Source organism: Microbacterium sp. HM-570, assembly GCF_054165885.1.
Window position 1 is genome coordinate 1,143,458 of record NZ_CM135111.1, and the last position, 25,339, is coordinate 1,168,796.

27 protein-coding genes, 2 tRNA genes and 1 pseudogene are annotated in these 25,339 nt (G+C 65.5%); 18 read left to right on the forward strand and 12 right to left on the reverse strand.

Annotation, left to right across the window (positions count from 1 at the left end; all coding sequences use genetic code 11):
- A complete protein-coding gene (gene pstA, locus ACT9TC_RS05340) occupies window positions 1-1,095 on the forward strand; it encodes a phosphate ABC transporter permease PstA (protein ID WP_458042372.1) in 1,095 nt (364 codons plus the stop codon).
- Between the two features lie 37 nt (window positions 1,096-1,132).
- Window positions 1,133-1,912, forward strand: a complete 780-nt coding sequence (gene pstB / locus ACT9TC_RS05345) for a phosphate ABC transporter ATP-binding protein PstB (protein ID WP_458042373.1) — start codon at window positions 1,133-1,135, stop codon at window positions 1,910-1,912.
- A gap of 2 nt (window positions 1,913-1,914) precedes the next feature.
- Here pstB and ACT9TC_RS05350 read toward each other — a convergent pair whose 3' ends face one another.
- The 4 genes from ACT9TC_RS05350 to sigK form a co-directional block, all read right to left on the reverse strand.
- Window positions 1,915-2,799, reverse strand: a complete 885-nt coding sequence (locus tag ACT9TC_RS05350) for an aminotransferase class IV (RefSeq protein WP_458042374.1) — start codon at window positions 2,797-2,799, stop codon at window positions 1,915-1,917.
- A gap of 167 nt (window positions 2,800-2,966) precedes the next feature.
- The gene (locus ACT9TC_RS05355; RefSeq protein ID WP_458042375.1) at window positions 2,967-3,608 is read right to left on the reverse strand and encodes a DNA-directed RNA polymerase subunit beta; all 642 of its coding nucleotides are present in this window, start codon (window positions 3,606-3,608) and stop codon (window positions 2,967-2,969) included.
- An 83-nt stretch (window positions 3,609-3,691) separates the two neighbouring features.
- Complete coding sequence (locus tag ACT9TC_RS05360) at window positions 3,692-4,459, reverse strand: anti-sigma factor (protein WP_458042376.1); 768 nt, start codon at window positions 4,457-4,459, stop codon at window positions 3,692-3,694.
- Window positions 4,456-5,058 (reverse strand): ECF RNA polymerase sigma factor SigK, encoded by a 603-nt coding sequence (sigK, locus tag ACT9TC_RS05365; protein ID WP_458042377.1) that lies wholly within the window; start codon window positions 5,056-5,058, stop codon window positions 4,456-4,458. Before sigK ends, ACT9TC_RS05360 begins: the two co-directional genes overlap by 4 nt.
- A gap of 189 nt (window positions 5,059-5,247) precedes the next feature.
- Here sigK and ACT9TC_RS05370 point away from each other — a divergent pair, with 189 nt between their 5' ends.
- The 3 genes from ACT9TC_RS05370 (at window position 5,248) to ACT9TC_RS05380 (ending at window position 6,895) form a co-directional block, all read left to right on the forward strand.
- Window positions 5,248-5,907, forward strand: coding sequence for a fasciclin domain-containing protein (locus ACT9TC_RS05370; RefSeq protein ID WP_458042378.1), 660 nt, complete (start codon window positions 5,248-5,250; stop codon window positions 5,905-5,907).
- Between the two features lie 144 nt (window positions 5,908-6,051).
- Window positions 6,052-6,124, forward strand: a tRNA-Lys gene (locus ACT9TC_RS05375).
- A 462-nt stretch (window positions 6,125-6,586) separates the two neighbouring features.
- A complete protein-coding gene (locus ACT9TC_RS05380; RefSeq protein WP_458042379.1) occupies window positions 6,587-6,895 on the forward strand; it encodes a Dabb family protein in 309 nt (102 codons plus the stop codon).
- Between the two features lie 149 nt (window positions 6,896-7,044).
- On the opposite strand, the gene ACT9TC_RS05385 is transcribed toward ACT9TC_RS05380, so the two are convergent.
- The 4 genes and pseudogenes from ACT9TC_RS05385 to ACT9TC_RS05400 all read right to left on the reverse strand — a co-directional run bounded on the left by ACT9TC_RS05385 (window position 7,045) and on the right by ACT9TC_RS05400 (window position 9,652).
- Window positions 7,045-8,019, reverse strand: a complete 975-nt coding sequence (locus ACT9TC_RS05385; RefSeq protein ID WP_458042380.1) for a hypothetical protein — start codon at window positions 8,017-8,019, stop codon at window positions 7,045-7,047.
- On the reverse strand, window positions 8,016-8,363 hold the full coding sequence (locus ACT9TC_RS05390; RefSeq protein WP_458042381.1) for a PadR family transcriptional regulator: 348 nt from the start codon (window positions 8,361-8,363) through the stop codon (window positions 8,016-8,018). Before ACT9TC_RS05390 ends, ACT9TC_RS05385 begins: the two co-directional genes overlap by 4 nt.
- Before the next feature lie 131 nt (window positions 8,364-8,494).
- A pseudogene (locus ACT9TC_RS05395) lies at window positions 8,495-9,130 on the reverse strand (IS982 family transposase); the annotation flags it as partial.
- 81 nt (window positions 9,131-9,211) lie between these two features.
- Window positions 9,212-9,652, reverse strand: a complete 441-nt coding sequence (locus tag ACT9TC_RS05400) for a rhodanese-like domain-containing protein (RefSeq protein ID WP_458042382.1) — start codon at window positions 9,650-9,652, stop codon at window positions 9,212-9,214.
- A gap of 309 nt (window positions 9,653-9,961) precedes the next feature.
- Between ACT9TC_RS05400 and ACT9TC_RS05405 the strand changes: the two genes are divergently transcribed.
- The 5 genes from ACT9TC_RS05405 to ACT9TC_RS05425 all read left to right on the forward strand — a co-directional run bounded on the left by ACT9TC_RS05405 (window position 9,962) and on the right by ACT9TC_RS05425 (window position 14,654).
- The gene (locus ACT9TC_RS05405) at window positions 9,962-11,353 is read left to right on the forward strand and encodes an IS1380 family transposase (protein ID WP_458041077.1); all 1,392 of its coding nucleotides are present in this window, start codon (window positions 9,962-9,964) and stop codon (window positions 11,351-11,353) included.
- Window positions 11,354-11,691: 338 nt separating this feature from the next.
- Window positions 11,692-12,258 carry a DUF6578 domain-containing protein gene (locus tag ACT9TC_RS05410; protein ID WP_458042383.1) on the forward strand — a complete coding sequence of 189 codons (567 nt, stop codon included), beginning with the start codon at window positions 11,692-11,694 and terminating at the stop codon, window positions 12,256-12,258.
- A gap of 96 nt (window positions 12,259-12,354) precedes the next feature.
- A complete protein-coding gene (locus ACT9TC_RS05415; protein WP_458042384.1) occupies window positions 12,355-12,606 on the forward strand; it encodes a type II toxin-antitoxin system Phd/YefM family antitoxin in 252 nt (83 codons plus the stop codon).
- Window positions 12,603-12,863, forward strand: coding sequence for a Txe/YoeB family addiction module toxin (locus ACT9TC_RS05420; RefSeq protein WP_458042385.1), 261 nt, complete (start codon window positions 12,603-12,605; stop codon window positions 12,861-12,863). The genes ACT9TC_RS05415 and ACT9TC_RS05420 overlap by 4 nt, the downstream gene beginning before the upstream one ends.
- 435 nt (window positions 12,864-13,298) lie before the next feature.
- Complete coding sequence (locus ACT9TC_RS05425) at window positions 13,299-14,654, forward strand: DUF222 domain-containing protein (RefSeq protein WP_458042386.1); 1,356 nt, start codon at window positions 13,299-13,301, stop codon at window positions 14,652-14,654.
- 567 nt (window positions 14,655-15,221) lie between these two features.
- Here the strand turns inward: ACT9TC_RS05425 and ACT9TC_RS05430 are convergent.
- A complete protein-coding gene (locus ACT9TC_RS05430) occupies window positions 15,222-15,485 on the reverse strand; it encodes a ribbon-helix-helix domain-containing protein (RefSeq protein ID WP_458042387.1) in 264 nt (87 codons plus the stop codon).
- Window positions 15,486-15,658: 173 nt separating this feature from the next.
- On the opposite strand from ACT9TC_RS05430, the gene ACT9TC_RS05435 reads away from it, so the two are divergent.
- From ACT9TC_RS05435 to ACT9TC_RS05445, 3 genes are read left to right on the forward strand one after another with little or no spacing between them, the layout of a single operon-like run.
- The gene (locus ACT9TC_RS05435; RefSeq protein WP_458042388.1) at window positions 15,659-16,501 is read left to right on the forward strand and encodes an ABC transporter substrate-binding protein; all 843 of its coding nucleotides are present in this window, start codon (window positions 15,659-15,661) and stop codon (window positions 16,499-16,501) included.
- A gap of 43 nt (window positions 16,502-16,544) precedes the next feature.
- On the forward strand, window positions 16,545-17,390 hold the full coding sequence (locus tag ACT9TC_RS05440) for an amino acid ABC transporter permease (RefSeq protein ID WP_458042389.1): 846 nt from the start codon (window positions 16,545-16,547) through the stop codon (window positions 17,388-17,390).
- Complete coding sequence (locus ACT9TC_RS05445; protein ID WP_458042390.1) at window positions 17,387-18,133, forward strand: amino acid ABC transporter ATP-binding protein; 747 nt, start codon at window positions 17,387-17,389, stop codon at window positions 18,131-18,133. Before ACT9TC_RS05440 ends, ACT9TC_RS05445 begins: the two co-directional genes overlap by 4 nt.
- Window positions 18,134-18,149: 16 nt before the next feature.
- Here the strand turns inward: ACT9TC_RS05445 and ACT9TC_RS05450 are convergent, their stop codons facing one another.
- Together ACT9TC_RS05450 and ACT9TC_RS05455 are read right to left on the reverse strand one after the other, a co-directional pair.
- Window positions 18,150-18,617, reverse strand: a complete 468-nt coding sequence (locus tag ACT9TC_RS05450) for a RidA family protein (RefSeq protein WP_458042391.1) — start codon at window positions 18,615-18,617, stop codon at window positions 18,150-18,152.
- A 4-nt stretch (window positions 18,618-18,621) separates the two neighbouring features.
- Window positions 18,622-18,843, reverse strand: a complete 222-nt coding sequence (locus ACT9TC_RS05455; RefSeq protein ID WP_458042392.1) for a hypothetical protein — start codon at window positions 18,841-18,843, stop codon at window positions 18,622-18,624.
- Between the two features lie 98 nt (window positions 18,844-18,941).
- Here ACT9TC_RS05455 and ACT9TC_RS05460 point away from each other — a divergent pair, with 98 nt between their 5' ends.
- From ACT9TC_RS05460 to ACT9TC_RS05480, 5 genes are all read left to right on the forward strand, one after another.
- On the forward strand, window positions 18,942-21,515 hold the full coding sequence (locus ACT9TC_RS05460; protein WP_458042393.1) for a transglycosylase domain-containing protein: 2,574 nt from the start codon (window positions 18,942-18,944) through the stop codon (window positions 21,513-21,515).
- A complete protein-coding gene (locus ACT9TC_RS05465) occupies window positions 21,512-22,447 on the forward strand; it encodes a metallophosphoesterase (protein WP_458042394.1) in 936 nt (311 codons plus the stop codon). The genes ACT9TC_RS05460 and ACT9TC_RS05465 overlap by 4 nt, the downstream gene beginning before the upstream one ends.
- Window positions 22,448-22,495: 48 nt before the next feature.
- Window positions 22,496-22,569: transfer RNA gene (locus ACT9TC_RS05470), tRNA-Pro, on the forward strand.
- Between the two features lie 68 nt (window positions 22,570-22,637).
- Window positions 22,638-23,417 carry an HAD-IIB family hydrolase gene (locus ACT9TC_RS05475; RefSeq protein ID WP_458042395.1) on the forward strand — a complete coding sequence of 260 codons (780 nt, stop codon included), beginning with the start codon at window positions 22,638-22,640 and terminating at the stop codon, window positions 23,415-23,417.
- 19 nt (window positions 23,418-23,436) lie between these two features.
- Window positions 23,437-24,282 (forward strand): DUF1295 domain-containing protein, encoded by an 846-nt coding sequence (locus tag ACT9TC_RS05480; protein ID WP_458042396.1) that lies wholly within the window; start codon window positions 23,437-23,439, stop codon window positions 24,280-24,282.
- 21 nt (window positions 24,283-24,303) lie between these two features.
- Here ACT9TC_RS05480 and galE read toward each other — a convergent pair whose 3' ends face one another.
- Entirely contained in the window at window positions 24,304-25,320 is a 1,017-nt protein-coding gene (gene galE, locus ACT9TC_RS05485) for a UDP-glucose 4-epimerase GalE (protein ID WP_458042397.1), read from the reverse strand.
- Window positions 25,321-25,339: the final 19 nt, after the last annotated feature.

Below are 25,339 nucleotides of genomic sequence, written 5' to 3' on the forward strand. Positions count from 1 at the left end.
ATGACCCTCACGACTGCTCCCTCGTCTTCGACCGCGCCCGCGGCGTCCAGCGGACTCACCAACGGTCGCCTTCCCCAGGGCTCCCCCTGGGGCGTCCTCGCCCTCAGCGCTGTGGTCAGCGCCATCCTCTTCGCCGTACTCGGCATCGCCAGCGGCGCCGGGTTCAACATCGCCGGCTTCGCCGTCGTCGCCGTGCTGCTCTACCTCGTGCTCATCACGGTCATCTCGAGCATGGTCGAGGGACGCCGAAAGGCGGTCGATCGCCTGGTCACGGGAATCGTGACGGCGGCCTTCGCGCTGGCAATGGTGCCTCTCATCTCGCTCGGCTTCACCGTCGTCACCAACGGTGTCGCGGGTATTTCCGCTGACTTCTTCACATCGTCGATGCGCAATGTCGTCGGTGACGGCGGCGGGGCGCTGCACGCGATCATCGGCACACTTCTCGTCACCCTGGCTGCGGCCATCATCTCGATCCCGATCGGTCTGTTCACGGCGATCTACCTCGTCGAGTACGGGCGCGGAAAGCTCGCGCAGGGCATCACGTTCCTGGTCGACGTCATGACGGGTATCCCCTCGATCGTCGCCGGTCTGTTCGCCTTCGCGGTGTTCGCGCTCTTCTTCGGTCCGGGCATCCGGCTCGGCATCATGGGCGCCGTGGCACTGTCGGTCTTGATGATCCCGGTCGTCGTTCGCTCCAGCGAAGAGATGCTGCGACTCGTTCCCAACGAGTTGCGCGAAGCGTCATACGCGCTCGGCGTGCCCAAATGGCTCACGATCGTGAAGGTCGTTCTGCCGACATCCATCGCCGGCATAACCACCGGAATCATGCTCTCGGTCGCGCGCGTCATTGGTGAGACCGCTCCCCTGCTGATCACGGCGGGTGTGACGACCTCGATGAACTACAACCTCTTCGAGGGGCGCATGATGACGCTGCCCGTGTTCGCGTACTCGCAGTACATGAACCAGGGCATCCCGGCCGAGGCCTACATCAACCGCGCCTGGGCCGCGGCGTTCGTCCTGATCGTCATCGTGATGGCACTCAACCTCATCGCCCGCCTCATCGCACGCCTCTTCGCTCCGAAGTTCGGCCGCTGACCCATCCCGCCTCCACCTGAAACATTCTGAGGAACACGTGTCCAAGAGCATCGAAGTCCACGATCTGAACGTCTACTACGGCGACTTTCTCGCCGTCGAGGGAGTCGCCCTCGAGATCGAACCCCGGAGCGTCACAGCCTTCATCGGTCCGTCCGGATGCGGCAAGTCGACGTTCCTGCGCACCCTCAACCGCATGCACGAGGTCATCCCCGGCGCCTACGTCGAGGGACAGGTTCTGCTCGACGGTGCCGACCTCTACGGTCCCGGAGTCGACCCGGTGCTCGTGCGTCGACAGGTCGGCATGGTGTTCCAGCGCCCCAACCCGTTCCCGACCATGTCGATTCGCGAGAACGTGCTCGCCGGCGTCAAGTTGAACAACAAGCGCATCAACAAGAGCGACGCCGACGCCCTCGTCGAGAAGTCGCTCACGGGGGCGAACCTCTGGAACGAGGTCAAGGATCGCCTCGACCGCCCCGGCTCCGGTCTCTCGGGTGGGCAGCAACAGCGCCTGTGTATCGCCCGCGCGATCGCCGTATCGCCGGATGTGCTGCTCATGGACGAGCCGTGCTCGGCCCTCGACCCGATCTCTACCTATGCGATCGAAGAGCTGATCGGCGAGCTGAAGTCCGAGTACACGATCGTCATCGTCACGCACAACATGCAGCAGGCCTCGCGCGTCTCCGACCGCACTGCCTTCTTCAACATCGCGGGCACCGGCAAGCCCGGCAAGCTCATCGAGTACGACGACACCCGCACGATCTTCACCACGCCGACCGTCCAGGCAACCGAAGACTACGTCTCGGGTCGCTTCGGATAGTCCTATTCGCGCGGCGACAGCAGGTACGCGTTAAGCGCGTCGGTCAGTTCGTGATCGAGCGGCACATCCACCTCATCGATCCGTCGAATGGGAGCCGCCAGACGCACGCTCGACACGAGCCATCCGACTTCCGCCGCTGCCAGCTCACTCGTGCGCACATCACGATAGACGGTTGCAAAACCTTGCCCCTCGAGCCACGCGAACGCGCTCAGCTGGGTCGTGCCGTGCAGGATTCCCCCCGTTGGCTCCGGGGTGACGAACACGTCGCCGAAACGCAGGATGACGGATGCGGTGGGTGCCTCGAGCACGAACCCGTCCGACGAGACGAAGATCGCATCGTCCGCGCCGCGCTTGTGCGCCTCGCGCAACGACGCCATGTTCACCGCATATGACAGGGTCTTCGCGCCGAGCAGCAACCACGGTGCGCGGGCGGGCGCGTTCAGGTCGAACCCTCGGTCGAGCGTGACGACAGCGATCCCCTCGCGCCGTGGCCTCGAGAAGTCCGCGGCGTCGGCCGCGGTGACCCAGGCTGTCGGCGCGGGCCCATGCTCGACCCCACGGCTCAGAATGGTCTTCACGACCCACTCCCCCGGGCCGCATAACGCCGCGGCGGCATCGATGGCCTGACGCCACTGCTCAACGTTCGGCATCGGCAGATCGCAGATCTCGGCCGAACGCACGAACCGCTCCAGATGCGCCGCGACCTCTTGCGGGTGACTGTCGACGACACCGATCGATTCGAAGATGCCGTCGCCGCGCTGGGTACTCAGCTCACCGACGCTGAGCGCCGGCGCGGACGCGTCCACTTGTGTGAAGGTCGCCGAGAAGTCGGATCGGGTGTCGTCGGATGCCGTTGGCTCGATGATGAGCGCGAAGCGCGTTGCCATTCTCCGAGCCTACGGCGCCCGGTCGGAATAGCCGCCGCGAGGGCTGCGTTACACTGGAACAGCCGGGCCGCAGTAACCCCGGGCTCCATAATCTGCCGCTCCGAGCGGCTCCGCGCCGTGAGGCGTTCTGCGGCCCGGCACTTCTCTGCCCGCAGGCCAGGCGGCGCTCAGTTCAGCGTGTCGCGCCGCCACAGCGAGGCCGCCGCGGTCAGATCTGCGGCGAATGCCGACAGTCTGAGTGCCCGCGCGGTGAGGTCTGTCGCACGCTCTGGCTCGGTACGTTCGTAGTCGTCCGCGAGCCGGGTCGCGCCATCCGCTTCGATCCGGCAGAAGGCAGCCGCGCGGTCGAGCGCGACACCGAAGTCACCCTCGAAAACGCCGCGCAAGATCTTATCCGACAGCTCAACGAGCTCTTCCGGGCCAGCGGGGGCGGGAGCACCCGCGACGACGACGTCCGCCGTTGACAGCTCCACTCGCCCGCGCTCGAACAGGAGGGCAGCGGTCCGAGGGTCGTCATGGATCATGAGCTGCAGCAGGTACAGGCGCCACAGCGTTCCGGGGAGGGTCCGCGCGGGCGAGCGCGACCACAGCTCGGCGATGTCGTGGATACCGTGCAGATCGGTGAACTGCACGAGGCGGTCGACCACCGAGGCATCCGGCTCCTCGCGAACGCGCGAGAGGAGCGCCGCGGCGGTCGAATGGGCGACGCGCGAAACCTCGGCAGGATCCTCGGTGCCGAACAGGCGGTCGAAGACGTCGGAGGGGCGTCGTACCGGCTTGTGGAATCCGGGGCCGGTGGCGTCACTCATCCATCCAGGCTACCCGCGACGTATGGGACGAGAGCCGCCGGAGCGTTCGCGCGCCGCGCAACTCAACGCGGGCAGAGAACGCGTCAGGCCGTGGGAATAGCGAGGATCGGATCGCTCGTCGGCTCACCCGTCGGCGAGCCGCCCGCGGGCTCGACAGTCACAGCGATGATATCGCCGGGGCTCATCGATCCGGCCAACAGCGCGGTCGCATCGCCGTCACCCCCGGCCTCGAACACACCCGCGGCGATCGCACCCGAATCCCGCACGAACCAGAGTTCATAGCTTTGGTCATCGCTCAGCGTGGGCAAGCCGTCCGAGACGAAAACCACCTCACCGACGGACTCCGACCAGTGGACCGTCGCTTGGCCCCCGTCTGCAAGCGTCGTCGACGCTTCTTGACCGTCGGGCGCTGCCTCGATGCGCTCGAGGGCCACCACCGCCACCGGGCGATTCAGCTGCTGCGCGAGGACGACCGCTCCGCCGCCGACTCCGACGAGAAGGACGAGGGATGCGGCGAGCGCGAACCAGGCACGCGGGCCCCAACTGCGCCGACGCGGCTCGTCCGGGACGGCGGCCGGGGACTCCAGACTCGAGGCGGGAGCGGCGACCTGTGCGGGATGATCCTGCTGCACCGAGGCGATCCGCGCCAGCAGATCGGTGCGCAGGGCAGGGGGCGGCGACACTTCGGCGACGGAGTCCGAGAGCGCGGCGACCGTGGCGGCATCCGAATACGCGTGGTGCTCCCACTCGGGATGCTCCGCGAGGGCGGCGACGAACGCGGCCTCGTCCTCGGGGCTCAGCGCGTTGAGCGCGTGTCCCGCGGCCAGTTCTGCGAATTCGTGCTCGTTCATGTCGTCACCCCCAATTCTCCTCTGAGACGGGTCAGCCCGTCTCGCATTCTCGTCTTGACCGTTCCGAGCGGCGCCCCGACGAGGGCCGCGATCTCGCTCTGACTGTAACCCCCGTAATACGCGAGGGTGATCGCTTCCCGTTGGGCATCGGGAAGGGTCTCGAGCGCCTGAGCGACCCGCTGCCCTTCGATCCGAAGCTCCACTTGTTCCGCAACCCCGTCATGAGCGACCTCTATGTCTCGGAAGCCCACGCGTACGTCCCGGTCCGCACTCGCCTGCGCCGATCGCACACGATCAACGGCCCGGCGGTGAGCGATGGTAAGTACCCACGATCTTCCCTGCCCCTTGTTCGGAGCGAACTTGGCTGCGGATTGCCAGAGCTCGAGGAAAACCTCCTGCAGGACCTCTTCGCTCTGCGAACGATCGACGAGCACACGAAGGATGAGGCCGAATACGCGGGGGGAGAGCAGGTCGTAGAGGCGCGAAAATGCGGCTTCGTCGCCCTGCGAGACGCGCGACAACAACTCGCCGACATGGTCGACGCTTTCGCCGCCCTCCTCGGGCACGTCTACGCCGTCGATAACCACATGTCCCAGCATGCCTCACCTATTGCTGCGCCCCGGAATCCGGCGCGGGGTATGGACAACGGAAAAACTTTCTGCCCGATGTCCAATCCGATCGCGGAGCAGCCCCGAATGGCCCTGTGAACACCGCATCAAGCGGTGCACGGACCCCGCACCGGGGTATGTGTCCACGGGGCCTACCGGCCCCACATAGAGGAGGAACTCATGTCACGTACCAAGATGCGCCTGACCGCCGGCCTGTCGCTCGCCCTGGCGGCGACGTTTGCGCTCAGCGCTTGTTCGATGGGCGCCGAAACCGCCACCGACGACTCGATGGAAGAGCCCTCGAGCACTCCCTCGATGTCCGAAGAGATGGAGATGGACCCGGCGGCGAACCTCGTCGGTGCGGGCTGCGCTGCGTACGCCGAGCAGGTCCCGGATGGTGCCGGCTCCGTCGAGGGCATGTCTGCCGACCCCGTTGCGGTCGCGGCGTCCAATAACCCGATCCTGACCACGCTCACCGCAGCGGTCAGCGGTCAGCTGAACCCCGAGGTCGACCTGGTAGACACACTCAACGGTGGAGAGTTCACCGTCTTCGCTCCCGTCGATGACGCGTTCGCGAAGATCGACCCCGCCACGATCGAGGCGCTCAAGACCGACACGGCCACGCTGACGTCGATCCTGACGTACCACGTGATCCCCGGCCAGATCGTCCCCGATGACCTCGGCGGCACGTACACCACCGTTCAGGGTGCGGACCTCGAGGTGACCGGCAGTGGAGACAGCATCATGGTCAACGGCGAGTCCGCCGTGATCTGTGGTGGCGTCCAGACCGCCAACGCCACGGTGTACCTCATCGACACGGTGCTGATGCCCCCGATGTAATCGGATCATCGTGTGTCGCGTGATCCGGGGGGCTCACGCGACACACGCACGACCGCGGCCGTCGGAACCTACCTGCGAGGGGGTTCCGGCGGCCGCTTCCGTGCGCGCTGGTTCGCACTGACGTTCAGTAGGCTGGTGGGATACGGGCCTCTAGCTCAGTCGGTAGAGCATCGGACTTTTAATCCGCGGGTCGTGGGTTCGAGCCCCACGGGGCCCACCGCATATGATCCATCAAATCTCCTGGAAACACTGGGGTGTCGGTTGGTCACAAGGCACCGGGATTCACTTCGTCACAACAATTTGACAACAACTGAATGACGTTTTGCGGGGCCGGAAGGCTCTCGATTGTTGTCACGCGTCGTCGTCGCGTGGAGTAGCCGCTGACAGAATCGCGGCCACGTTGGATGATGCAGCCGCCGTTCCCGGCGCCTCCGACACGATGTCGAGATCGTCGTCGAACAGGTCGGCGTAGGTGTCGTCGCGGATAGTTGTCGGAGGGTGGGCGGCAGAAGCAGGACGGCGGTGCTCGCTTGGGTGGGCGCGGGAGCGATCGTCGCCGTGGGCATTGTGACGATCCTGATCGGCGTGTTCACTCCGATGGGGAACGCGCCCTTCGGTTGGTTGGCTTACCGGCAGAGCACCGGCTCGGATCGACGATCCGGTCGGGCAATCTGTGGAGATGAACAATCCAGCCGTCATGCACGTCGTACTCGTCCGCTGGAAGCCGGACGTCAGCCCCGCTGAGCTCGAAGAGCTGTCCGAGCTAGCGAACGCATTCCCAGACACGATCCCTGACGTGCTCGCCGTTCATCACGGGCCGAGCACGAGCCCCGAGGGGCTGGAGGGCGGATTCGAGTGGGGGCTCGTGGTCAGCTTCGCTAGCAGCTCAGCCCGCGACAAGTACTTGCCGCATCCCGCACACCAGCCTGTGGCCCAGCTCATCTCGCGACTGGCAGTCCAGATCGTCGTCTTCGACGTCGATGCGTGAGAACCACCCCCTGAGCGGCGGGCTTGCGGAATGACCGACTTATTCGGAATGACGAACGAGCTGCAATCGTCACGTGAGTTGTGCGGAGTGGGCCCGCGCGGAGCATCCGTTGGTGACTCCGACCGCGAGTTTCTTGGGGTCGACGGTCTTCAGGCCGGCGCGAGGGACTTGCGCGTTACCGAGTTGCTGCGTCGAATGGCGATGACGGCGTCAGTCGCTGAGAGCACCGCGAGGAGTATCAAGAGGAACCTCGCTGTGCTGTCTGCTGCGGGTGAGATGAAGACGGGACCTGCAAGGGACCACCACAGCAGGACCCCGACCATCGCCACATCCAGCGCCGCCCGGACGCGGTGAGTGACGACGGTCCAACGTCCGACGACGAGCACAAATACGAGCAGCGCGAGAGATGCCGCCCAAACAGGAAGGATCCAGGCTGCTCGCCATCTCAAGAAGTCCGGGTCCAGTTCGAGGGCAGCGATCGCGGGTTCTGACAGGCCAGGCGCCCAGACTGCAAGCCAGGGCAGAGCGATCACCACTGTGGCGCCGAGTATCCCCGCGGCGAGGGCGACGACAGTTGCCGGACGATTCACAAGATCGCGGTCGATCACTCTCGGCGGCGCGGGCACCCACGACTCAGAAGTCGACTCTCGTCGCCGATCGACCAGTGCACCGATGAGCGTGAAGGTGATCACCACTCCCGGCCACCACAGGGCCCCGATCCCCCATCCCAGCCACCACACCGTAAAGCGACCCCACCACTCGTCGGCCCCGTAGTCCCAGCCGACGACCGGGATGACGCCCAGCATGATGGCCGGGAAAGTGATGGCCCAGATCACCGCCAGGCCGCCGAACGCGATCCATGTGAATCGGGGGGCGTCGGACGGACGGATGATGGTGAAGCCCTCGGGCCGGTAACGGTCGGCAACTTCCTGCGGCCTGCCGAACGTGGAGAGCAGCTCCATGGTCAGCGGTGCGTCGGCGGGATGTCCAGCATCCGCCGCCCGACCAGCCAGTTCGTCGTCGAGCAGCGAGCGCAGCTCGAGGGCGACGTCCGCGCGCTGGCGCCGCGGCAGGTGGCTTACGACGTCGCCGACATAGCTGTCGATGATGGCTGTGGGGTTCATTCTGAGTCCTTCTCGTTCAGGAGCCGGTCCATCACCGACGCCAAGGACCCCCATGCGGAGGTCAGGTCTTCATAGAGGCCCATGCCGAGCGAGCTGAGCTCGTAATAGCGGCGGGGAGGCCCATCGTCCGTTTGCCACTTCGAAACGAGCACGCCCTGGCTCTCTAGACGACGCAGAAGCGGATAGAGCGTGCCCTCCTCGATCGCCATCCCCCGTCGTGCGAGAGCCTGCCGCAACGAGTACCCGTACTGCGGCTTCCGCAGCTGGGAAAGCGCAGCCAGCACCAAGACACCCTTGCGGAGATCCTGCTCGAGCCGACTGAGCTGTGCCGGGGCGTCTACCATGCGTTCTACAGTACATAGACCTACACAGTAAAGAAAGACCGTGGGACAACTCTCACGGAAGCGGCCGCATCGACAACGGCGACCGGACTCCTCGGGCCGCCGCGAATCGTGCTCCATGGCGGAAGCTCGGCGCCTGCGGGGGTTCTGCCGCCGCGGTCTTCGAGGGTGAGTTGGCCTTTGAGGGTGTCGAACACGGACTCGACCCATTGTCGGATGCCTCCGAGCTTCCCGAACCTGGGGGTCTCGTCTTTGCGGTCGGGGCGGACAAGGTGCGCGCCGAGTTCGTTGGTGACGAAGTCCTCCAACTGCTTCCCAGCGAAGCCTTTGTCGCCGATGATCACCTGTCCAGGCTGGATGAGGTGTCTGTCGTGGTCGAGCATCGCTTGGGTGGCTTCGCGTTCACCGATCTTCGGGCTCGCGAGTCCCCAGACCACGGGCATTCCGTCGGGAGTGCAGATCAGATAGAGCCGGAAGCCCCAGAAGTATCGGGAGTGGGATGCGCAGTATCCGTAGTCGGCGTGCCCGGCAAGGTCTGAGCGTTTCACGGTCTCCCGCGATTTCCCGCACGGTAACGGGGTCGAGTCCACCAGCCGGGTGACCTCACCCCAGGACGGGGTGTCACGGGCCAGCTCGGTGATCACCGCAGAGAGAAGCCCGGTGGATTGGCGGACGCGTTTGCCCCACCCGGACTGGCCGGGCAGGTTCGGGAACATGCCCTTCAGGTGAGCGTGCGCGTATCGGATCCATTTCCGATCCGACGCGATCCCGAGCAGGTTAAGACCCTCCGTCAACGATTAACAGCATCCACGCCGACCCAGCCAAACGGACTCACTCATCTAGGTCGATACCTACTCGGCGGCCGGAGAAATCAGGGTCCGCCCGTCGGCCTCCCAGGCCACCATGCCCCCGCGTAGCTCTACCAGGTCGACGTAGCCCATTCCGGCGAGGGTATCGACTGCGATCTCGCTCATCCGTCCAGTCATGCAGTACACCGCGATCGCGGCCGCCTTTTCTTGCGGCAGCTCGGACACGCGTTCCTCAAGTTGGTCAAACGGGATATCGGCGTCCGTGCCGTCGATCCCGCCTTCGTCGGGGGTGTGTACGTTGACCACGAACCGGTCGCCGCTGGCGATCTCTGCAGCGAAGGCCTCAGGCCCAAGCTGGCGCGCAGCGCTGGCGGAGGGGGACGGAGTGACGGCTTCGGGTCTGATTGCTGCACAACCCGCGATCAGCAGCACCACCCCGGTGACAGTCGCCGTCACTTGCACCAGCCGACGCGCAGCATTCATACGCAGAAGCTTACGTGGTCGGGATGCCGTCACCCCGGTGCACGATCTTGTGCGAGTTCGTCGCTTGCTCATGTGATGCTCCTGGCCCCGCATCCGAAGCAGTGACAGCGACCGTCTCCACGGACGACTGGCTCGTCGTCACGGGACCATCCGATCCGGAAATGCCCGTGGCCCGCCCCCTTCGTTAGCCTCGGGCTTTCACGCTTGTGGTCCGGCGACCGTGCGTGGTGGATAGGGAAAGTGCTCCTGACCTGGGAGAATAAGGCTTGTCGAGAGTCGTATTGATCCGCAAGAAGGAGCACCTTCAGGGTGAAGAATACCGGAGCGTATCCCCGCGTGAATGTTGACACCGCGAGGGTGTCCGCGATCGGTCAAGCGGGCGGTGTGCTGCTGACCGAAACCGCACGCGCCACTGGTCTTGACCGGGCGCTGTCCGAGGCTCTCGGGCCGTGGCGGAAGCCGTTTGCGATCCATGATCCCGGGAAAGTTGTCGTGGATCTTGCGATCGCGCTCACGTTGGGTGGTGACGCTCTCGCTGACATCGGGGTGCTCCGCGGCGAGCCAGGGGTGTTCGGGCCGGTCGCATCAGACCCGACGGTGTCCCGCACGATCGCGGCCCTCGCTGCTGACCCGGACCGCGCGATCGCTGCGATCAACACCGCGAGAGCCACTGCTCGGGAGCGGGCGTGGTCGCTGGCCGGTGAGCACGCGCCCGGTCACGCCGCGACGGTGAAGGACCCGCTGATCATCGATCTGGATGCGACGTTGATCACCGCGCACTCCGAGAAAGAACACGCCGCACCGACATACAAGCGCGGCTTCGGCTTTCATCCGTTGTGCGCGTTTCTCGACCACGGGAAACCCGGGGCGGGTGAGGCGCTCGCGATCAAGCTCCGCCCGGGCAACGCCGGCTCGAACACCGCCGCGGACCACATCGACGTCGTGAAACAAGCGCTCGCGCAGTTGCCCGGAGGTTCGGCCCGGCCGGGGAAGAGCGTGCTGATCCGCGCCGACGGTGCCGGTGGAACGCACGAGTTCGTGAAGTGGCTCAGCGGGCGCCGGTTGGCGTATTCGGTGGGGTTCACGCTCCCTCAGTTCACCCCGGAGCTGTATCGGAAGATCCCCGAGAAGGTGTGGGCACCGGCCTACAACGCGGCCGAAGAAGGCCGCCCGGGTGCGGATGTCGCCGAGTTCACCGGGATCCTCGACCTCACGAAATGGCCGCCAGGGATGCGTGTCATCGTGCGCCGCGAACGACCACACCCCGGCGCGCAACTGCGGTTCGATGACGTCGACGGTTACCGCCTGACCGCGTTCGCCACGAACACGGCCCGCGGGCAACTCGCCGCCCTCGAGCTGCGGCACCGTCGGCGGGCGCGCTGCGAGGACCGCATCCGTATCGCGAAAGACACCGGACTGCGCAACCTGCCCCTGAAAGCGTTCGATCAGAACCGCATTTGGTGCCACCTCGTGGCCCTCGCGTCCGAACTGATGGCCTGGATGGGAATGCTCGCGCACCCCACCGATGCCGCCCGCCGGTGGGAACCGAAACGGTTACGGCTGCGGCTGTTCTCCATCCCGGCAGCGATCGCGCGGCACGGCCGGCGCACGACCCTGCACCTCTCCGACCGGGCAACCTGGGTCGCCACGGCCCTCGCGGCGATCACCGGGCTGCGCGCTCACGCGCGGGCGCCCGGCTGACGCCGGCAGCCTTCAGTCCACCCACGACAGCACCGCCCCGGACCGGAACCCCGCCCACGCAGCGACACGCGACTCATTGTCGTACCCAGACGACAGAATCAGGTTCAAGCGAGCGCACCCACGCTCATTCGACCCCGCTCACAACGACCATGAAAGGTCGAGGTTAGGTCACCCGCAGCGCTCCCCGTGATGTCCGTCCACCCCTCACCCGAGCACGCGACAACTATTCGACGTCCGCTGAGCGAGACGATCGTCAACAACCGAGCCACGCTGCCCGCATACGGATCCGCGAATGCGACAACGTGTGCAAACGAACGGGTCGGGTTAGCGTTGCGGCCATGAGGCGCGTGTGGCTGTCCGAGTGGGAGTGGGCATGCTGCGGTGATCCGTTCGGCCGGGGAGACGAGGTCGACTTCGGTATCGGGTCGCGGGCGGTGCCCCCGGCCCTGGCCGGCGTCCTCGGTCCGGAGGTCCTCGCCACGGCAGATGCAATGGAGTCGCACCACGAGGAGGACTCTCCCGATCGGGTGCGCGGCCGAGTGGTGGCGGTTTACATGGTCACGCGCGAGGTCGTAGAGCGACTGTCGCTGCGCCGACCCGGCGACGGCGCACCGCCGGACGCGACCAGGCCGCCAAACGGCGGCGACTGGCCGATGGTCGGTCGCACGTCCGGAGAGGGCGCGTTCTGGGGGACACGACCGTCGCGGTACGTGATCGAGATTGTGCCAGTACCCGGGACGGCCAAGCTGACGGCGGCGCAAGGCATTAGGCAACCCGTCAACGATCAAACCCAGCAGCTTCCGTCCACTGAAGATCTCGCAGCTGATCCACCGTCCGAGCAGCGTCGACGCACGATATCGGGTTGGCTGGTCGACGTCCAAGAGCAGGCGCAAGAAGTCCGCTGACCGATCCGGCCGCGCCGACTTTATGCTCGCAGTGGATTCACCAAGCCCGGTGATTGTGAAGTGGTACGCTTTGATGTACCACTTAGGGAGGCGGCTATGTCTGCAATCACCGCGACCGAGGCGCGCAAGACTCTTTTCGGCCTCATTCAGCAGGTCAACGAAGACCACACGGCCGTCGAGGTCGTGTCGCGTCACGGAAACGCCGTCCTTCTGTCGAAGGACGATTACGACGCGATGACCGAAACTGCGTACTTGCTCCGAAACCCCGCCAACGCTGACCGGCTGCTCGCCGCAATCGAGCGCGCCCGCCGCGGAGAGTTCGAACAGCACGACCTCCTCGACGCGTGACGCGAACGATCGGATTCGACCCGAACGGGTGGGAGGACTATGTCTACTGGCAGACGCAGGATCGCAAGACTCTGAAGCGCATCAATCAACTGATCGCAGATGTGATGCGCGATCCCTTCGCTGGGATCGGCAAACCGGAACCGCTCAAGCACATTCTCTCGGGGGCGTGGTCACGCCGAATCGATGACAAGAACCGCCTGGTCTACTACGTCACCGATAGTCACGTCATCATTCTCCAAGCCCGCGACCACTACTGACTCCCGACACGGTTTCTCTCGCAAAGTGATCCTGAACGGGCGGTCGACGACGAGGTCGCGGCCCTAACCTCGCGTCGCGTGACAACACTTTGACAACATCTATACGCATTTTGATGTTTCTGAGTGTCACTTGAGGGGTCCGGTAACCGCGGGAAATCAACGATTTCCTTCAATCGACAACGGCAAGATATGCACCTGCGTGGGTTCGAGCCCCACGGGGCCCACGGTGTCTTCACACTACCTCCGTAGCAGTCACTGACCTTGAGCGGGACATGCTCTCGATCCGTTGGTCGCGGGTTCGGGTTCGGCGCTCTCCATCATTCGCGAGAAGCCCGCCAATCATGAGAGAGATCTAACGAACAAAGTTTCGATGTGAGGCCGTATCGGGCACTTTTCGGGGACGAAATGTCGGCGCAGGTTCGTAGAGTATAGAACATGAATACGAATTCATCGGGCTTGCGGGGTGACGACGTCGACGTCGTTGCCGCCGAATTGGCCGAGGATTACGCAGTCGCGGTTGCCGCCGTTGCGGCAGCGGAAGCTGAGGTGGTTCGTGTTCTTGCGCGGGCCGCTGAGACAGCTTTCGAACGTATGTCCGAATTGCCGCGAATGAGTTCGCGTGACGCAGAGCTACCGTTGCGGGCGATCGCAGCCGAATTGGCGGTGCGGGTCAACCAGTCCGACCGCACCGTGCAGCGTCGACTCGACGACGCCTACACGATCTCTACACGGTTCGCCGAGACGCTGTCGGCTTTGTCCGACGGGCGAATCGCGCTGGGGCATGTCCGCGTGATCGTGGATCACGGAACCAAGCTCTCTGACGAAGGCATCCGCGCCGTCTTCGAGTCGGAGGCGATCTCGCAGGCCGAATCGACAACTCCCGGCCGGCTGAACGCGTCGCTCGCCCGGCTCGTCGAGCGGGTCCAACCGACAACATTCGCCGAGCGACACAAAGAGGCCCGCAAGGGGCGGGGCGTGTGGGTTCGCGACGAAGCCGACGGCATGGCCGAACTTGTCCTACGCGGGCCCGCCGTGCCCGTCTACGGCATCCACGACATGCTCTCGCAGATGGCACGCAAAGCTCGCGACGACGCAGCCGACTCGGCGCGCGGAACTCACGACAGTGGAGATGGCAACGTCGACGGAAACGAGAGGGAGCCGGAACGCGACCCCCGCACGCTCGATCAGATCCGCGCCGACCTGCTGGCCGAGATCGTCCTCACCCACACCATCAACCCCGAAACCGGCGAGGGACTCGGCGATGGTTTCGGCGGCCTGGCATCCATCCGCGCGATCGTCAACGTCACCGTCCCCGCCCTCGCGCTCGCCGGCGTGACCACCGACCCGGCCGAACTGGTTGGTCGAGCACCGGTCGACATCGACACAGCCCGAATCTTGGCGGCGAATGTCCCCGGGTGGGAACGAATACTCGCCGACCCCATCACCGGCGGCGTCCTCGCCGTTGACCGATACACACGATCCGCGGATTTGACCCGATACCTACGGGCTCGAGATCCCCACTGCCGGTTTCCCGGATGCCGCATGCCCGCACACCGATGTGATGTCGATCATGGGCAGGACTATGCCCTCGGCGGAAAGACGTCGCACTGCAACCTCGCCTGCTTCTGCCGACGACACCACACCCTGAAGGGCGAAACACCATGGCGGGTCATCCATCACCCCCGCGGCGTACTCGAGTGGATCTCGCCCGGCGGCAACTCGTACATCGACAAGCCTCCCCCGATTGCGGTCGGATTCGTGCCCGATACGTCATCGAGGCCACCATTCTGAGCCGCGAGTCGTCGAGTCGGCGAATCGGCGGCGGAAACGTCATGCGCGTATCGTGCAGGGTCGCAGGGCCCACCCGGATGTCTCGAAATGCAAGGTAGAGGACGTGACCGTGACGCGGTTCTCGGATGTCCTGGCCGCGAGTACGCCCAAACCACAGCCGACAGGAGTCGCGAAGTATCTCGACCCAACCCGGGCGTGTATTGACCTACCCCTCGCGACCCGAGGTCCGGAGCGAACTCCTGCGGCATCTCGCAGATCGAGCGTTCTCCGCCGGGGAGGTGATTGACGAGCCTTAGCTCCCGACTTGGACCCGACTGTCTCACTCGACAGCTAAGGCAGCAGGTCCACCAGATCGGGCCTCGCCCTCATCACATGGATGACAAGTTCGTTGCCACTATCGAAGACAAGAACCACGGTCTCGAGAAGTCGGCCGCCGCGTGTCGAACCCCAGTCGTAGCCGGCAGGCTGGCGATTCTTCATCCAGCAGCTCGACCCAAACGGCCCCGCGCGCGGCCTGAACGATGTCTTCGTCGCCGATGCCGTACTTGCGCGCGGAGTCGTGAACTTTCACGCGGCGTACGCCGCAATTGCCTCCCGAATGAGTTCAGAACGCGACTTTTTCTCCCGTTCCGCGCGAGCATCGAGTGCTTGGAGTTCATCGCTCGTCAGACGTAGGGCGACGACCTGCGACGGATCCGCACCGCGCCCCGGTCGGCCCCGCCCCCGCCTCTTGAGCACCTCGACGTCGTAGCCGACTTCTACTTCGGCAGCCCATGCGGCGATCTGCTCTTCGGTGACGACCTCACCCCTGATCGTCTCTCGCTCACTCATGCGAATATCGTAAAACGAAATTCGTCGAAATCCAATCCCGCCTGGCTCATGCATCAATTTCGGACTCGGTGTAACAATCCGTCGCCGCGTGCGCCGGCTCGATCGGACGACAGCGAGAATAGAAGCGCACCGGCCCACAGCGTCCGGGCACATCCCCTCGCCTTGGAGACAACATGTCGCGATCCCGTCTGCTCACTCTCGCCGCCGGAATCACGGTCGCCGCGCTCGCCCTCGGGGGCTGTGCGGGCGGATCCGGCGACGGCGGCGCCTCCGGCGACCCGGACGCGGGCTACGTCACCCCGGGCAAACTGACGATCGCGACCGGCGACATCGCGTACTACCCGTACGTCATCGACGACGACCCCTCGTCGGGCGAAGGATTCGAGGCAGCAGTTGCCTACGCCATCGCCGAGGAGCTCGGCTTCGCGCCCGAGGACATCGAGTGGGTGCGCACGAGCTTCGAGGCCGCGATCGCGCCGGGGCCCAAGAACTTCGACTTCAACATCCAGCAGTACACGATCACCGACGAGCGCAAGCAGGCGGTCGACTTCTCCACCCCGTACTACTCCGCGAGCCAGGCGATCGTCGCGGTCGAGGGCGGCGCGGCCGACGGAGTGGACTCGATCGACGGACTCAAGGACCTCACGATCGGTGCAATGGCCGGTTCGACGAGCGCGCAGACGCTCCAGGAGGTCGTGGAGCCCGCCACGGCGCCGCAGATGTTCGGATCGAACGAGGATGTCGTGGCCGCCCTGAACGCGGGTCAGATCGACGCGTTCGTGATCGACCTGCCCACCGCGTACCTCGCGACCGCGATGTACATCGAAGACTCGTTCATCGTCGGAGAGCTGCCCGCCGGAGGCATCCCGGATGAATGGGGCGTCGTGCTGCCCAAGGACTCGGCGCTGACCGAGCGCGTCTCGGCGGCGCTCGACAAGCTGCGCGAGGACGGCACGCTCGCCGAGATCACCGACGAATGGCTCGGCGCGGGCCAGGGCGTCACACTGCTGCAGTGAGGCGCCGCGGGGTTACCCGCCGTCTCTCGGGTACCGTCGAGCCGTGAGCGTCCACTCCCCCAGCGGGCTCGAACTCGAGCGCCGTGCATACCGAGCACGCCAGTCTCGGCGCTCGGTGCTCGTCGCGGTGGCATCGTCGGTGGCGTTCGCGCTCATCGTCTGGGCGACGGTCATCAACACACCGGGCTGGGCCGGGGTGCAGCAGGCGTTCTTCAATCCCGCGATCGCCTCGGACGCCCTTCCCGCTGTCTGGAACGGGTTCCTTCTCAACCTCCAGGTCCTCGGCCTGTCGGTCATCACCGTGTCCGCCGTGGCGCTCTTCATTGCCCTGTTGCGCACGCTGCAGGGGCCCCTCTTTCTGCCGCTGCGCGCCATCGCCGCCGCCTACACCGACATCTTCCGTGGTCTGCCGTTCATCATCGTGCTGTACCTCGTCGGATTCGGACTGCCGACGATCACGAACGTGCGGATCGATCCGCTCTACCTCGGCACCATCGCCGTCACGCTGACGTACTCCGCGTACGTGTCGGAGGTGATCCGTGCGGGCATCGAATCCGTTCATCCGTCGCAGCGGCTCGCGGCGCGGGCACTCGGGCTCAGCTATCCGCAGACCCTGCGCCGCGTGGTGCTCCCCCAGGCGTTCCGGCGCATTACCCCGCCGCTCATGAACGACTTCGTCGCGATGCAGAAGGATGTCGGGCTCATCTCGATTCTCGGAGCGACCGACGCCGTACTCGCGGCCAGGATCGAAGGCGCGCAAACGTACAACTTCACGCCCTACATCGTCGCGGGCATCCTGTTCATCCTGCTCGCCATCCCCACCATCCGACTCACCGACTGGTATGCGGCACGGCTCCGCGCGCGCGAACAGACGGGGGCGCTGCTGTGACCGCGCTACTGTCGGCAATCGATCTCTGGAAGTCGTTCGGCGACGGACCCCAGAAGAAAGAGGTGCTGCGGGGCGTATCCCTCGATCTCGCGAAACACGAGGTGGTCGCCGTGATCGGGGCCAGCGGATCCGGCAAGTCGACCCTTCTGCGCTGCCTGGATCTGCTCGAACCGATCGATGACGGCCGGATTCTCCTGGCGGGCGAGGACATCTCCGACCCGCGGGTGCAGGCGAACGCCGTTCGCTCACGTCTCGGGTTCGTGTTCCAGGGCTTCAACCTCTTCCCTCACCTCTCGGTGCTCGACAACGTCACACTGGCATCGCGGGTCGCGCGCCGCGAGAAGAGAGCGGATGCCGAGGCCCGGGGCCGCGCGATCCTCGAGCGCGTCGGGCTCGCCGACAAGGCTGCCGAACACCCCGACCGCCTGTCCGGCGGCCAGCAACAGCGCGTGGCGATCGCCCGGGCGATCGCCACCGACCCCGAGGTTCTGCTGCTGGATGAGATCACCTCCGCGCTCGACCCCGAGCTGGTCGGTGAGGTGCTCGAGTTGGTGCGAGCGCTCGCGGAAGAAGGCACGACCATCCTCATGGCGACCCACGAGATGGCGTTCGCCCGCGACGTCGCGCACCGCGTGCTGTTCCTCGACGAAGGACGCGTGCTCGAGCAGGGCACGCCCGCAGAGGTCCTCGGCACACCGCGCGAGGCGCGCACCCGGGCGTTCCTCGCCCGCTTCACGGGCTGAGGATCACACACGGGGCTCAGACCAGCGAGAAGATGACCTCGACCTCGACGGGGCTGTCGAGCGGCAGCACGGTCACGCCCACGGCCGAGCGGGCGTGCTTGCCCTCGTCGCCGAAGATCTCGCCGAGGACCTCGCTCGCGCCGTTGATGACGCCCGGCTGACCGAGGAAGTCGGGCACCGATGCCACGAACCCCGTCACCTTGACGACGCCCGTGAGCTTGTCGACGCCACCAACGGCCGCAGCCGCAGCCGCGATGGCGTTGAGGGCGCTCTGACGCGCGTAGGACTGGGCGTCGGCCCCCGAGACGAGACCCGGCCCCTCGCCGACCTTGCCTGCCGCGGGAAGCTTGCCCGAGATCAAGGGCAGCTGGCCAGCGGTGTAGACCAGGCCGCCGTGCACCTTGGCGGGCACGTACGCCGCGAGGGGCGGCACGACGGAGGGAAGCTCGATGCCGAGTTCGGCGAGTTTCGCAGAAACGCTCACGGAGTCACTGTCCTTCGAATTGGCGGGAGGCTCCGGCCGCAGCGGCAAGACCGGCGTTGCCCGAGGCATCCGATCCTCCGACGGGACGCTTGAGGTACGCAACGAGGCCACCCTCGGGCCCGGCGACGACCTGCACCAGCTCCCAGCCCTGCTTGCCCCAGTTGTTCAGAATCGCTGCCGTGTTGTGAATCAGCAGCGGAGTAGTCAGGTACTCCCAGGTGGTCATCGCACTCCCGAGATCGCGGTGGTCGGATCGTTTCCGAACGGGAGGCACGCGCGAGGTGTTTCGGTCATCGCTCAGCTAACTCCCTTACGATCAACCCTATGCCTGATAAGAATCGGACGGCTACGGGCGTGCTCGGCGGACTCGCCGGCCTCGTAGGCCTGAGCGCAGTCGCTGGCCTCTTGGTGACCGCCACCGTTACGCCGGCCATCGCCGTATCGGGCGCCGCAGCGTCGAGCGCGATCACGATGTTCGACAACATGCCGAGCTACCTCGAGATCGATGATCTGATGCAGCAGAGCGAGATCTACGCGAAGCAGAGCGACGGCAGCGAAGTGTTGCTTGCCCGCTTCTACGACCAGAACCGCGTGCCCGTCACTTATGAGCAGATTGCGCCCGTCATGTACGACGCGATTCTCTCGAGCGAAGATCCCCGCTACTACGAACACGGTGGGGTCGACCTCATCGGCACCACCCGCGCGCTGCTGAGCAATGCGCAGGGTGGTCAAACGCAGGGTGGATCCTCGATCAGCCAGCAGTACGTCAAGAACGTCCTGGTGCAGAGGTGCGAGAAGGAAGCACCCACGCAAGAGGAGCTTCTGGCGTGCTGGGATGACGCCACGAGAAGCGTGGGCGTTGAGGGATATCAGCGCAAGATCCAGGAGATGCGCTACGCAATCGCCCTTGAGCAGCGCTACTCCAAGAACGACGTTCTGCTCGGATACCTGAACATCGCCAACTTCGGCGGGCTCAACATCGGTGTGGGGGCTGCGGCGCAATATTACTTCGGGGTCAACGCGTCCGACCTGACACTTTCGCAGGCCGCGACCCTCGCGGGCATGGTGCAGAACCCGAACACCTACCGCATCGACAAGCCCGAGCGCGAGCGCAACGGTGCCGCGGACGGCTACGTCGACACGACGGATCGTCGCAACTATGTGCTGCGTCAGATGCTCACCGAGGGCAAGATCACCCAGGAGCAGTACGACGCGGCCAAGGCCGAGGTCATCACCCCCAACATCAACCCGACTGTACAAGGCTGCCAGCAGGCGGGCGGGTCCGCGTACTTCTGCGACTATGTCCGAACGATCGTGCTCAACGATGTCGCGTTCGGAGAGACCGCTGATGATCGAAGCAACGCTCTTCGCCGCGGTGGACTCAAGATCTACACGACCCTCGACCTGGATCTTCAGGCGGCCGCAGAGCAGGCCATCTCGATCGTCCCGGCGACTCACCCCAACCTCGACCTCGGCTCAACGGGCGTGCAGCTCGAAGTTGGCACCGGGCGTGTGCTGTCGATGGTGCAGAATCGCAAGTACACGCAGGATGCGGACCAGTCGGCGGCTGACGCGTCGTACACCTCGATCAACTACAACACCCGTTACGTCAACGGTGGATCGAACGGCTTCAACCCGGGCTCGACCTACAAGCTCTTCACCCTGCTGAACTGGCTCGAACACGGCCATTCCGTCAACGAGGTCATCAACGGCCGCCAGCGGAACTTCACGGTGTTGACCGACTGCGACGGCGGCACTCAGCGCGTTTCTTCCGGCGAGGTGAAGAACTTCGAGGGGGTGGGCGGCTACAACGGCACCCCGATGAAGTTCACCGCCGACTCGCTCAACACGGGCTTCCTCGCAATGAGCGAGAAGGTCAGCGTCTGCGACACCAACAAGATCGCCGACCGTCTCGGCGTCGAGTACGCGAACGGTTACAAGACGTACATCGGCAACGAGAGCATCAGCGAAGCCGTCAACGTGCCGTATGACATCCTCGGCTCGAAGAACATCGCCCCCATCGACATGGCGGCCGCGTACGCGACCATCGCGAGCAACGGCGTCTACTGCCCCCCGAAGGCAATCGATGCGGTCTACAACTCGGACGGAGAGGCACTTCCTCTCCCCGATACGACCTGCAACCGCGTCCTCGACGAATCCGTCGCGTCGACAGCAGCATTCGCACTGGAGGGTGTCATCAACGGCGGTTCGGCTGCATCCTCCCGAATCGGCGACGGCGTCCCGGTATTCGGCAAGACCGGTATCCACGAGCAATACCAGACATGGATGGACGGCAGCAGCACCAAAGTGACGACCGTCGTCTGGGTGGGAAACGTCAAGGGACAGCAGCGCCTCGACCGCAATTCGGCAAACGGCTACTCCCTCTGGCGCATGCGCCATTCGATCTGGCCCGACATGCAGGGCGCCGCGAACGCCAAGTATGGCGGCGACCGCTTCGCGACACCCGACTCGAACCTCACGAGGCAGGTGTTGATCGATCTACCGAACGTCGTCGGCCAGTCGGTCGACCAGGCCGTCGCAACGCTCGAGGCAGCCGGGTTCTCGGTGGTCGTCGGTGACGCTGTCACCAGCACGCAAGCCGCCGGAACCGTGGAAAGCCAGAATCCCGGAGCCGGCCGCGTGAGCGGCGGTACGACCGTGACGATCTCGCCGAGCAATGGCGAAGGCGTCGCCGTGCCGAACGTCGTGGGCATGAATCGCCAGCAGGCGGTCGACAGCATCCGTGGCACGTTCGGACGCAACCCCGCGGAGACGTGTGTCGTGAAGGAAGGGGCCACGGGACCCGGCATCGTCACCTCGGTCGCCCCAGGCGCCGGCTCGATCGTGAACCGCAACGCGCAACTGGCGATCACCTTCGAGCGCGACACCTGCTCGTGACCCCGCGTTCCCGTCAGGGCCTGCGCGCCCTGGCAGCCGCGGGCGCGCTCGGCGCTGCCGCGGCGGTCTGGGGTATCGGCGTCGAGCGGTATCTGTTCACGCTCCGGCGGGTCGAACTGGCCATCCTGCCCGCGGGCTCGACACCCGTCCGTGTGCTGCACATCTCAGACGTCCACATGGCCCCGTGGCAGCGTCGCAAGCAGGCATGGATTACCTCACTCGCGTCCCTCCGGCCTGATCTGATCGTCAACACGGGCGACAACATGGGTCACACCGACGGGCTGCGCGGTGTGCGCGCGGCCTTCGCCGGCTTCCGCGGCACGCCGGGCTTTTTTGTGCACGGCTCGAATGACAGCTTCGGCCCCACACCCCGCAATCCCCTCCGCTACTTTCTCGGCCCGTCGCGCCGGAAGCAGAACCCACCGCGACTCGATGTCGCGGCCATGGAGGACTACTTCACGGAGAACCTGGGCTGGACGAATCTCGACAACACGTTCGGGGCAGTCGATGTGGCGGGCCTCCGGATCAACGGATTCGGCGTGGGCGACGCGCACCACGACGACGACCGCCTCGATCTGGTCCCGGGGATGATCGAGAGCCTGCGCGAAGAGGGAACCACGTCGGCCGTTCTCACGATCGGTGTGGCGCACGCGCCCTACCGACGAGTCCTGGACACCTTCACGGATGGCGGAGCCGAGGCGATCTTCGCGGGCCACACCCACGGCGGCCAAGTGCGCCTTCCGGGTTTCGGAGCGCTCGTCGCCAACTGCGACATCCCCCTGAAACAAGCACGGGGCCTCTCCACGTGGGCACGGGGCGGCCGCAAGGTGCCCCTGAACGTGAGCGCTGGACTCGGCCATTCGATTTACGCTCCGGTTCGCTTCGCCTGCCGACCCGAGGCCACCCTGGTGACCTTGATCGCTCGCGTGTGACGCGGTTCGGGCGGACGGGGGAGTTCGGGTAGACTCGGAGGGTTGCCACGGGGTGTGGCGCAGCTTGGTAGCGCGCGTCGTTCGGGACGACGAGGCCGCAGGTTCAAATCCTGTCACCCCGACAGATGAGGAGGGTCGCCACGGGCGGCCCTCCTTTTTCGTTCCTCTCCCGAATCGAACCTGGAGCACGATGACCGACGCACTCGCGAAGATCCGACTCGTCGCTTTCGACCTGGACGACACGCTCGCTCCCTCGAAGAGCCCCATCCCGGAAGCGGTCGGCGTACATCTTCTCGCTCTCGCCGAGCGTGTCGAAGTCGCGATCATCTCCGGCGGTCAACTCGGCCAGTTCCGCAGCCAGGTCGTTGAACGTCTTCCGAATGCTTCGCCCGAAGCACTCGCGCACATGCACCTGATGCCCACCTGCGGCACGCAGTACTACCGGTTCGACGCGAGCGGCCAGATCGACACGATCTACGCGCACTCCCTCACCGATGACGAGAAGACGCGCGCCATCTCGGCCGTCGAGGAAGAGGCCCGACGACTCGGACTGTGGGAGTCGAAGCCGTGGGGCGACATCCTCGAAGATCGCGGCTCGCAGATCACCTTCTCCGCCCTCGGTCAGCGCGCGCCTCTCGAGGCGAAGGTCGCTTGGGACCCGACGGGATCCCGCAAGTCCGCCCTCCGCGACGCTGTCGCCGCCCGCATTCCCGACCTCGAGGTGCGATCGGGCGGTTCGACGTCGGTCGACATCACGCACCGCGGCATCGACAAGGCCTACGGGATGACGCGGCTCGCCGAGCACACCGGTATCCCCCTCGGTGAGATGCTCTTCGTCGGCGATCGGCTCGACCCGGATGGCAACGACTACCCCGTGCTCGCGCTCGGAGTACCCTGCCACGCGGTCGACGGGTGGGAAGAGACAGTCGAGTACCTCGACGCGCTCCTTCCGACGCTACCGATTCGGTAGCCGGAGCTATGCTGACGCCGTGGAACCGCTCGCTCTCGTCGTCATCGTCGCCGCCGCTGTCAGCGCCGCCTGCTGGATCCTGTCGCTGATCACGAAGGACACCTCGTGGGTCGACCGCATCTGGTCGATCGTGCCGATCGCGTATGTCTGGATCTTCGCGGGTGCCGCGCTGGCCGAGGGTAAGGATGCGTCGCGCCTCGTCGTCATGGCCGCGCTCGTCACGGCGTGGGGTGCCCGCTTGACGTTCAACTTCGCCCGCAAGGGCGGATACTCCGGCATGGAGGACTACCGCTGGGCGATTCTACGCGGACGCATGAAGCCCTGGCAGTTCCAGCTGTTCAACCTGTTCTTCATCGTGCTGTACCAGAACGCCCTTCTGGTGCTGATCACCCTGCCCGCCCAGGTCGCATGGCAGTACGACGCGCCTCTCGGAGTGTGGGACGCAGCGTTCGCCATCCTTTTCCTCGTGCTGCTCATCGGCGAGACCGTTGCGGACCAGCAGCAGTGGAACTTCCATCGCGCCAAGGCCCGGGCGGGCGGACATCTCGGCGAGGGATTCCTCACCACAGGGCTTTTCCGCTTCAGCCGGCACCCGAACTTCTTCTTCGAGCAGGCCCAATGGTGGGCGTTCTATGCGATCGGCGCAACCGCAGCCGTAGCAGCGGGACTCGGCTTCTGGGGCGGCGCGATCAATTGGTCGATCATCGGGGCCGTCCTCTTGACCGTATTGTTCATCGGCTCGACGATCTTCACCGAGGCAATCACGTCGGGCAAGTATCCGGCGTACGCCGAGTATCAGAAGTCGACGTCAATGCTCGTGCCGTGGCCCCCGCGCAGGAGCGCCCCGGTCGTTGAGCGAGCGTAGCGAGACGAAACGACGCAAGCGCTAAGAGGCGTAGCCGTGCGGGTTTTGCTGCTGCCAGCGCCAGTAGTCACGACAGGCGTCGTCGATCGAGAGCCGCGTGGTCCAGCCGAGCTCGTCGGCCGCCTTGGCGGGGTCACAGTACGTTGCCGCAACATCGCCGGGTCGCCGGTCGAGAAACTGCTTGGGCAACTCGTGTCCGACAGCCTTCTCGAAGGCGGCGATCAGGCCGAGCACGCTGACCGGCTCGCCGGTCCCCAGGTTGTAGACCGCGTATCCGGGCTTCGCCTGCTCGAGCGCCGCGACGTGCCCCTCGGCGAGATCGACGACGTGGATGTAGTCCCGCAGGCCCGTGCCGTCGGGTGTGTCGTAGTCGTTCCCGAATACGCCGATGCGCTCGAGCGAACCGATCGCGACGCGCGAGACATACGGCATGAGGTTGTTCGGGATGCCCGCCGGGTCCTCGCCGATCAGCCCGCTCTCGTGCGCACCGACCGGGTTGAAGTACCGCAGCACCGTGACGTCGAGTTCGGGGTTGACCCGGGCCACGTCCTCGAGGACGACCTCATTCATCCGCTTCGATTTCGAGTACGGGTTCGAGAGATCGATGCTCGTACGGGACGTCTCGCGGAACGGCAGGTCCTCCGGCTCGGAGTAGACGGTACCGGTGCTCGAGAAGACGAAGGAGCGGATGCCTCGGGCCAGCCCCACCCGCAGCAGCGCGAAGGTCGTGCCCAGGTTGTTGGCGTAGTACTGCAGCGGCTTCTGCGTCGATTCGCCGACCGCCTTGTGTGCCGCGAACTGCAGGATCGCGTCGAAGGGACCGAACTCGTCGAAGGCACGCTCGACAACCGCGTCATCGGCGGCGTCGCCGATCACGAGCGGCGCGGGGCACCCGGTGATCTTCTCGACGCGCGCAGCCGCCTCGGCGTGGGTGCCCGAGAGGTCGTCGAGCAGGACGACCTCGTGTCCGCCATCGAGCAGTGCGACGGCCGTGTGGGCACCGATATAACCGGCACCGCCGGCGAGAAGAACACGCATGCTCTCAGCCTAAACCGGG

Coding starts and splice junctions, on each gene's coding strand:
- pstA (WP_458042372.1), top strand. CDS start 1: ATGACCCTCACGACTGCTCCCTCGTCTTCGACCGCGCCCGCGGCGTCC.
- ACT9TC_RS05350 (WP_458042374.1), bottom strand. CDS start 2,799: ATGGCAACGCGCTTCGCGCTCATCATCGAGCCAACGGCATCCGACGAC.
- ACT9TC_RS05355 (WP_458042375.1), bottom strand. CDS start 3,608: ATGAGTGACGCCACCGGCCCCGGATTCCACAAGCCGGTACGACGCCCC.
- ACT9TC_RS05360 (WP_458042376.1), bottom strand. CDS start 4,459: ATGAACGAGCACGAATTCGCAGAACTGGCCGCGGGACACGCGCTCAAC.
- sigK (WP_458042377.1), bottom strand. CDS start 5,058: ATGCTGGGACATGTGGTTATCGACGGCGTAGACGTGCCCGAGGAGGGC.
- ACT9TC_RS05370 (WP_458042378.1), top strand. CDS start 5,248: ATGTCACGTACCAAGATGCGCCTGACCGCCGGCCTGTCGCTCGCCCTG.
- ACT9TC_RS05380 (WP_458042379.1), top strand. CDS start 6,587: ATGAACAATCCAGCCGTCATGCACGTCGTACTCGTCCGCTGGAAGCCG.
- ACT9TC_RS05385 (WP_458042380.1), bottom strand. CDS start 8,019: ATGAACCCCACAGCCATCATCGACAGCTATGTCGGCGACGTCGTAAGC.
- ACT9TC_RS05390 (WP_458042381.1), bottom strand. CDS start 8,363: ATGGTAGACGCCCCGGCACAGCTCAGTCGGCTCGAGCAGGATCTCCGC.
- ACT9TC_RS05400 (WP_458042382.1), bottom strand. CDS start 9,652: ATGAATGCTGCGCGTCGGCTGGTGCAAGTGACGGCGACTGTCACCGGG.
- ACT9TC_RS05410 (WP_458042383.1), top strand. CDS start 11,692: ATGAGGCGCGTGTGGCTGTCCGAGTGGGAGTGGGCATGCTGCGGTGAT.
- ACT9TC_RS05415 (WP_458042384.1), top strand. CDS start 12,355: ATGTCTGCAATCACCGCGACCGAGGCGCGCAAGACTCTTTTCGGCCTC.
- ACT9TC_RS05425 (WP_458042386.1), top strand. CDS start 13,299: ATGAATACGAATTCATCGGGCTTGCGGGGTGACGACGTCGACGTCGTT.
- ACT9TC_RS05430 (WP_458042387.1), bottom strand. CDS start 15,485: ATGAGTGAGCGAGAGACGATCAGGGGTGAGGTCGTCACCGAAGAGCAG.
- ACT9TC_RS05435 (WP_458042388.1), top strand. CDS start 15,659: ATGTCGCGATCCCGTCTGCTCACTCTCGCCGCCGGAATCACGGTCGCC.
- ACT9TC_RS05455 (WP_458042392.1), bottom strand. CDS start 18,843: ATGACCACCTGGGAGTACCTGACTACTCCGCTGCTGATTCACAACACG.
- ACT9TC_RS05460 (WP_458042393.1), top strand. CDS start 18,942: ATGCCTGATAAGAATCGGACGGCTACGGGCGTGCTCGGCGGACTCGCC.
- ACT9TC_RS05475 (WP_458042395.1), top strand. CDS start 22,638: ATGACCGACGCACTCGCGAAGATCCGACTCGTCGCTTTCGACCTGGAC.
- galE (WP_458042397.1), bottom strand. CDS start 25,320: ATGCGTGTTCTTCTCGCCGGCGGTGCCGGTTATATCGGTGCCCACACG.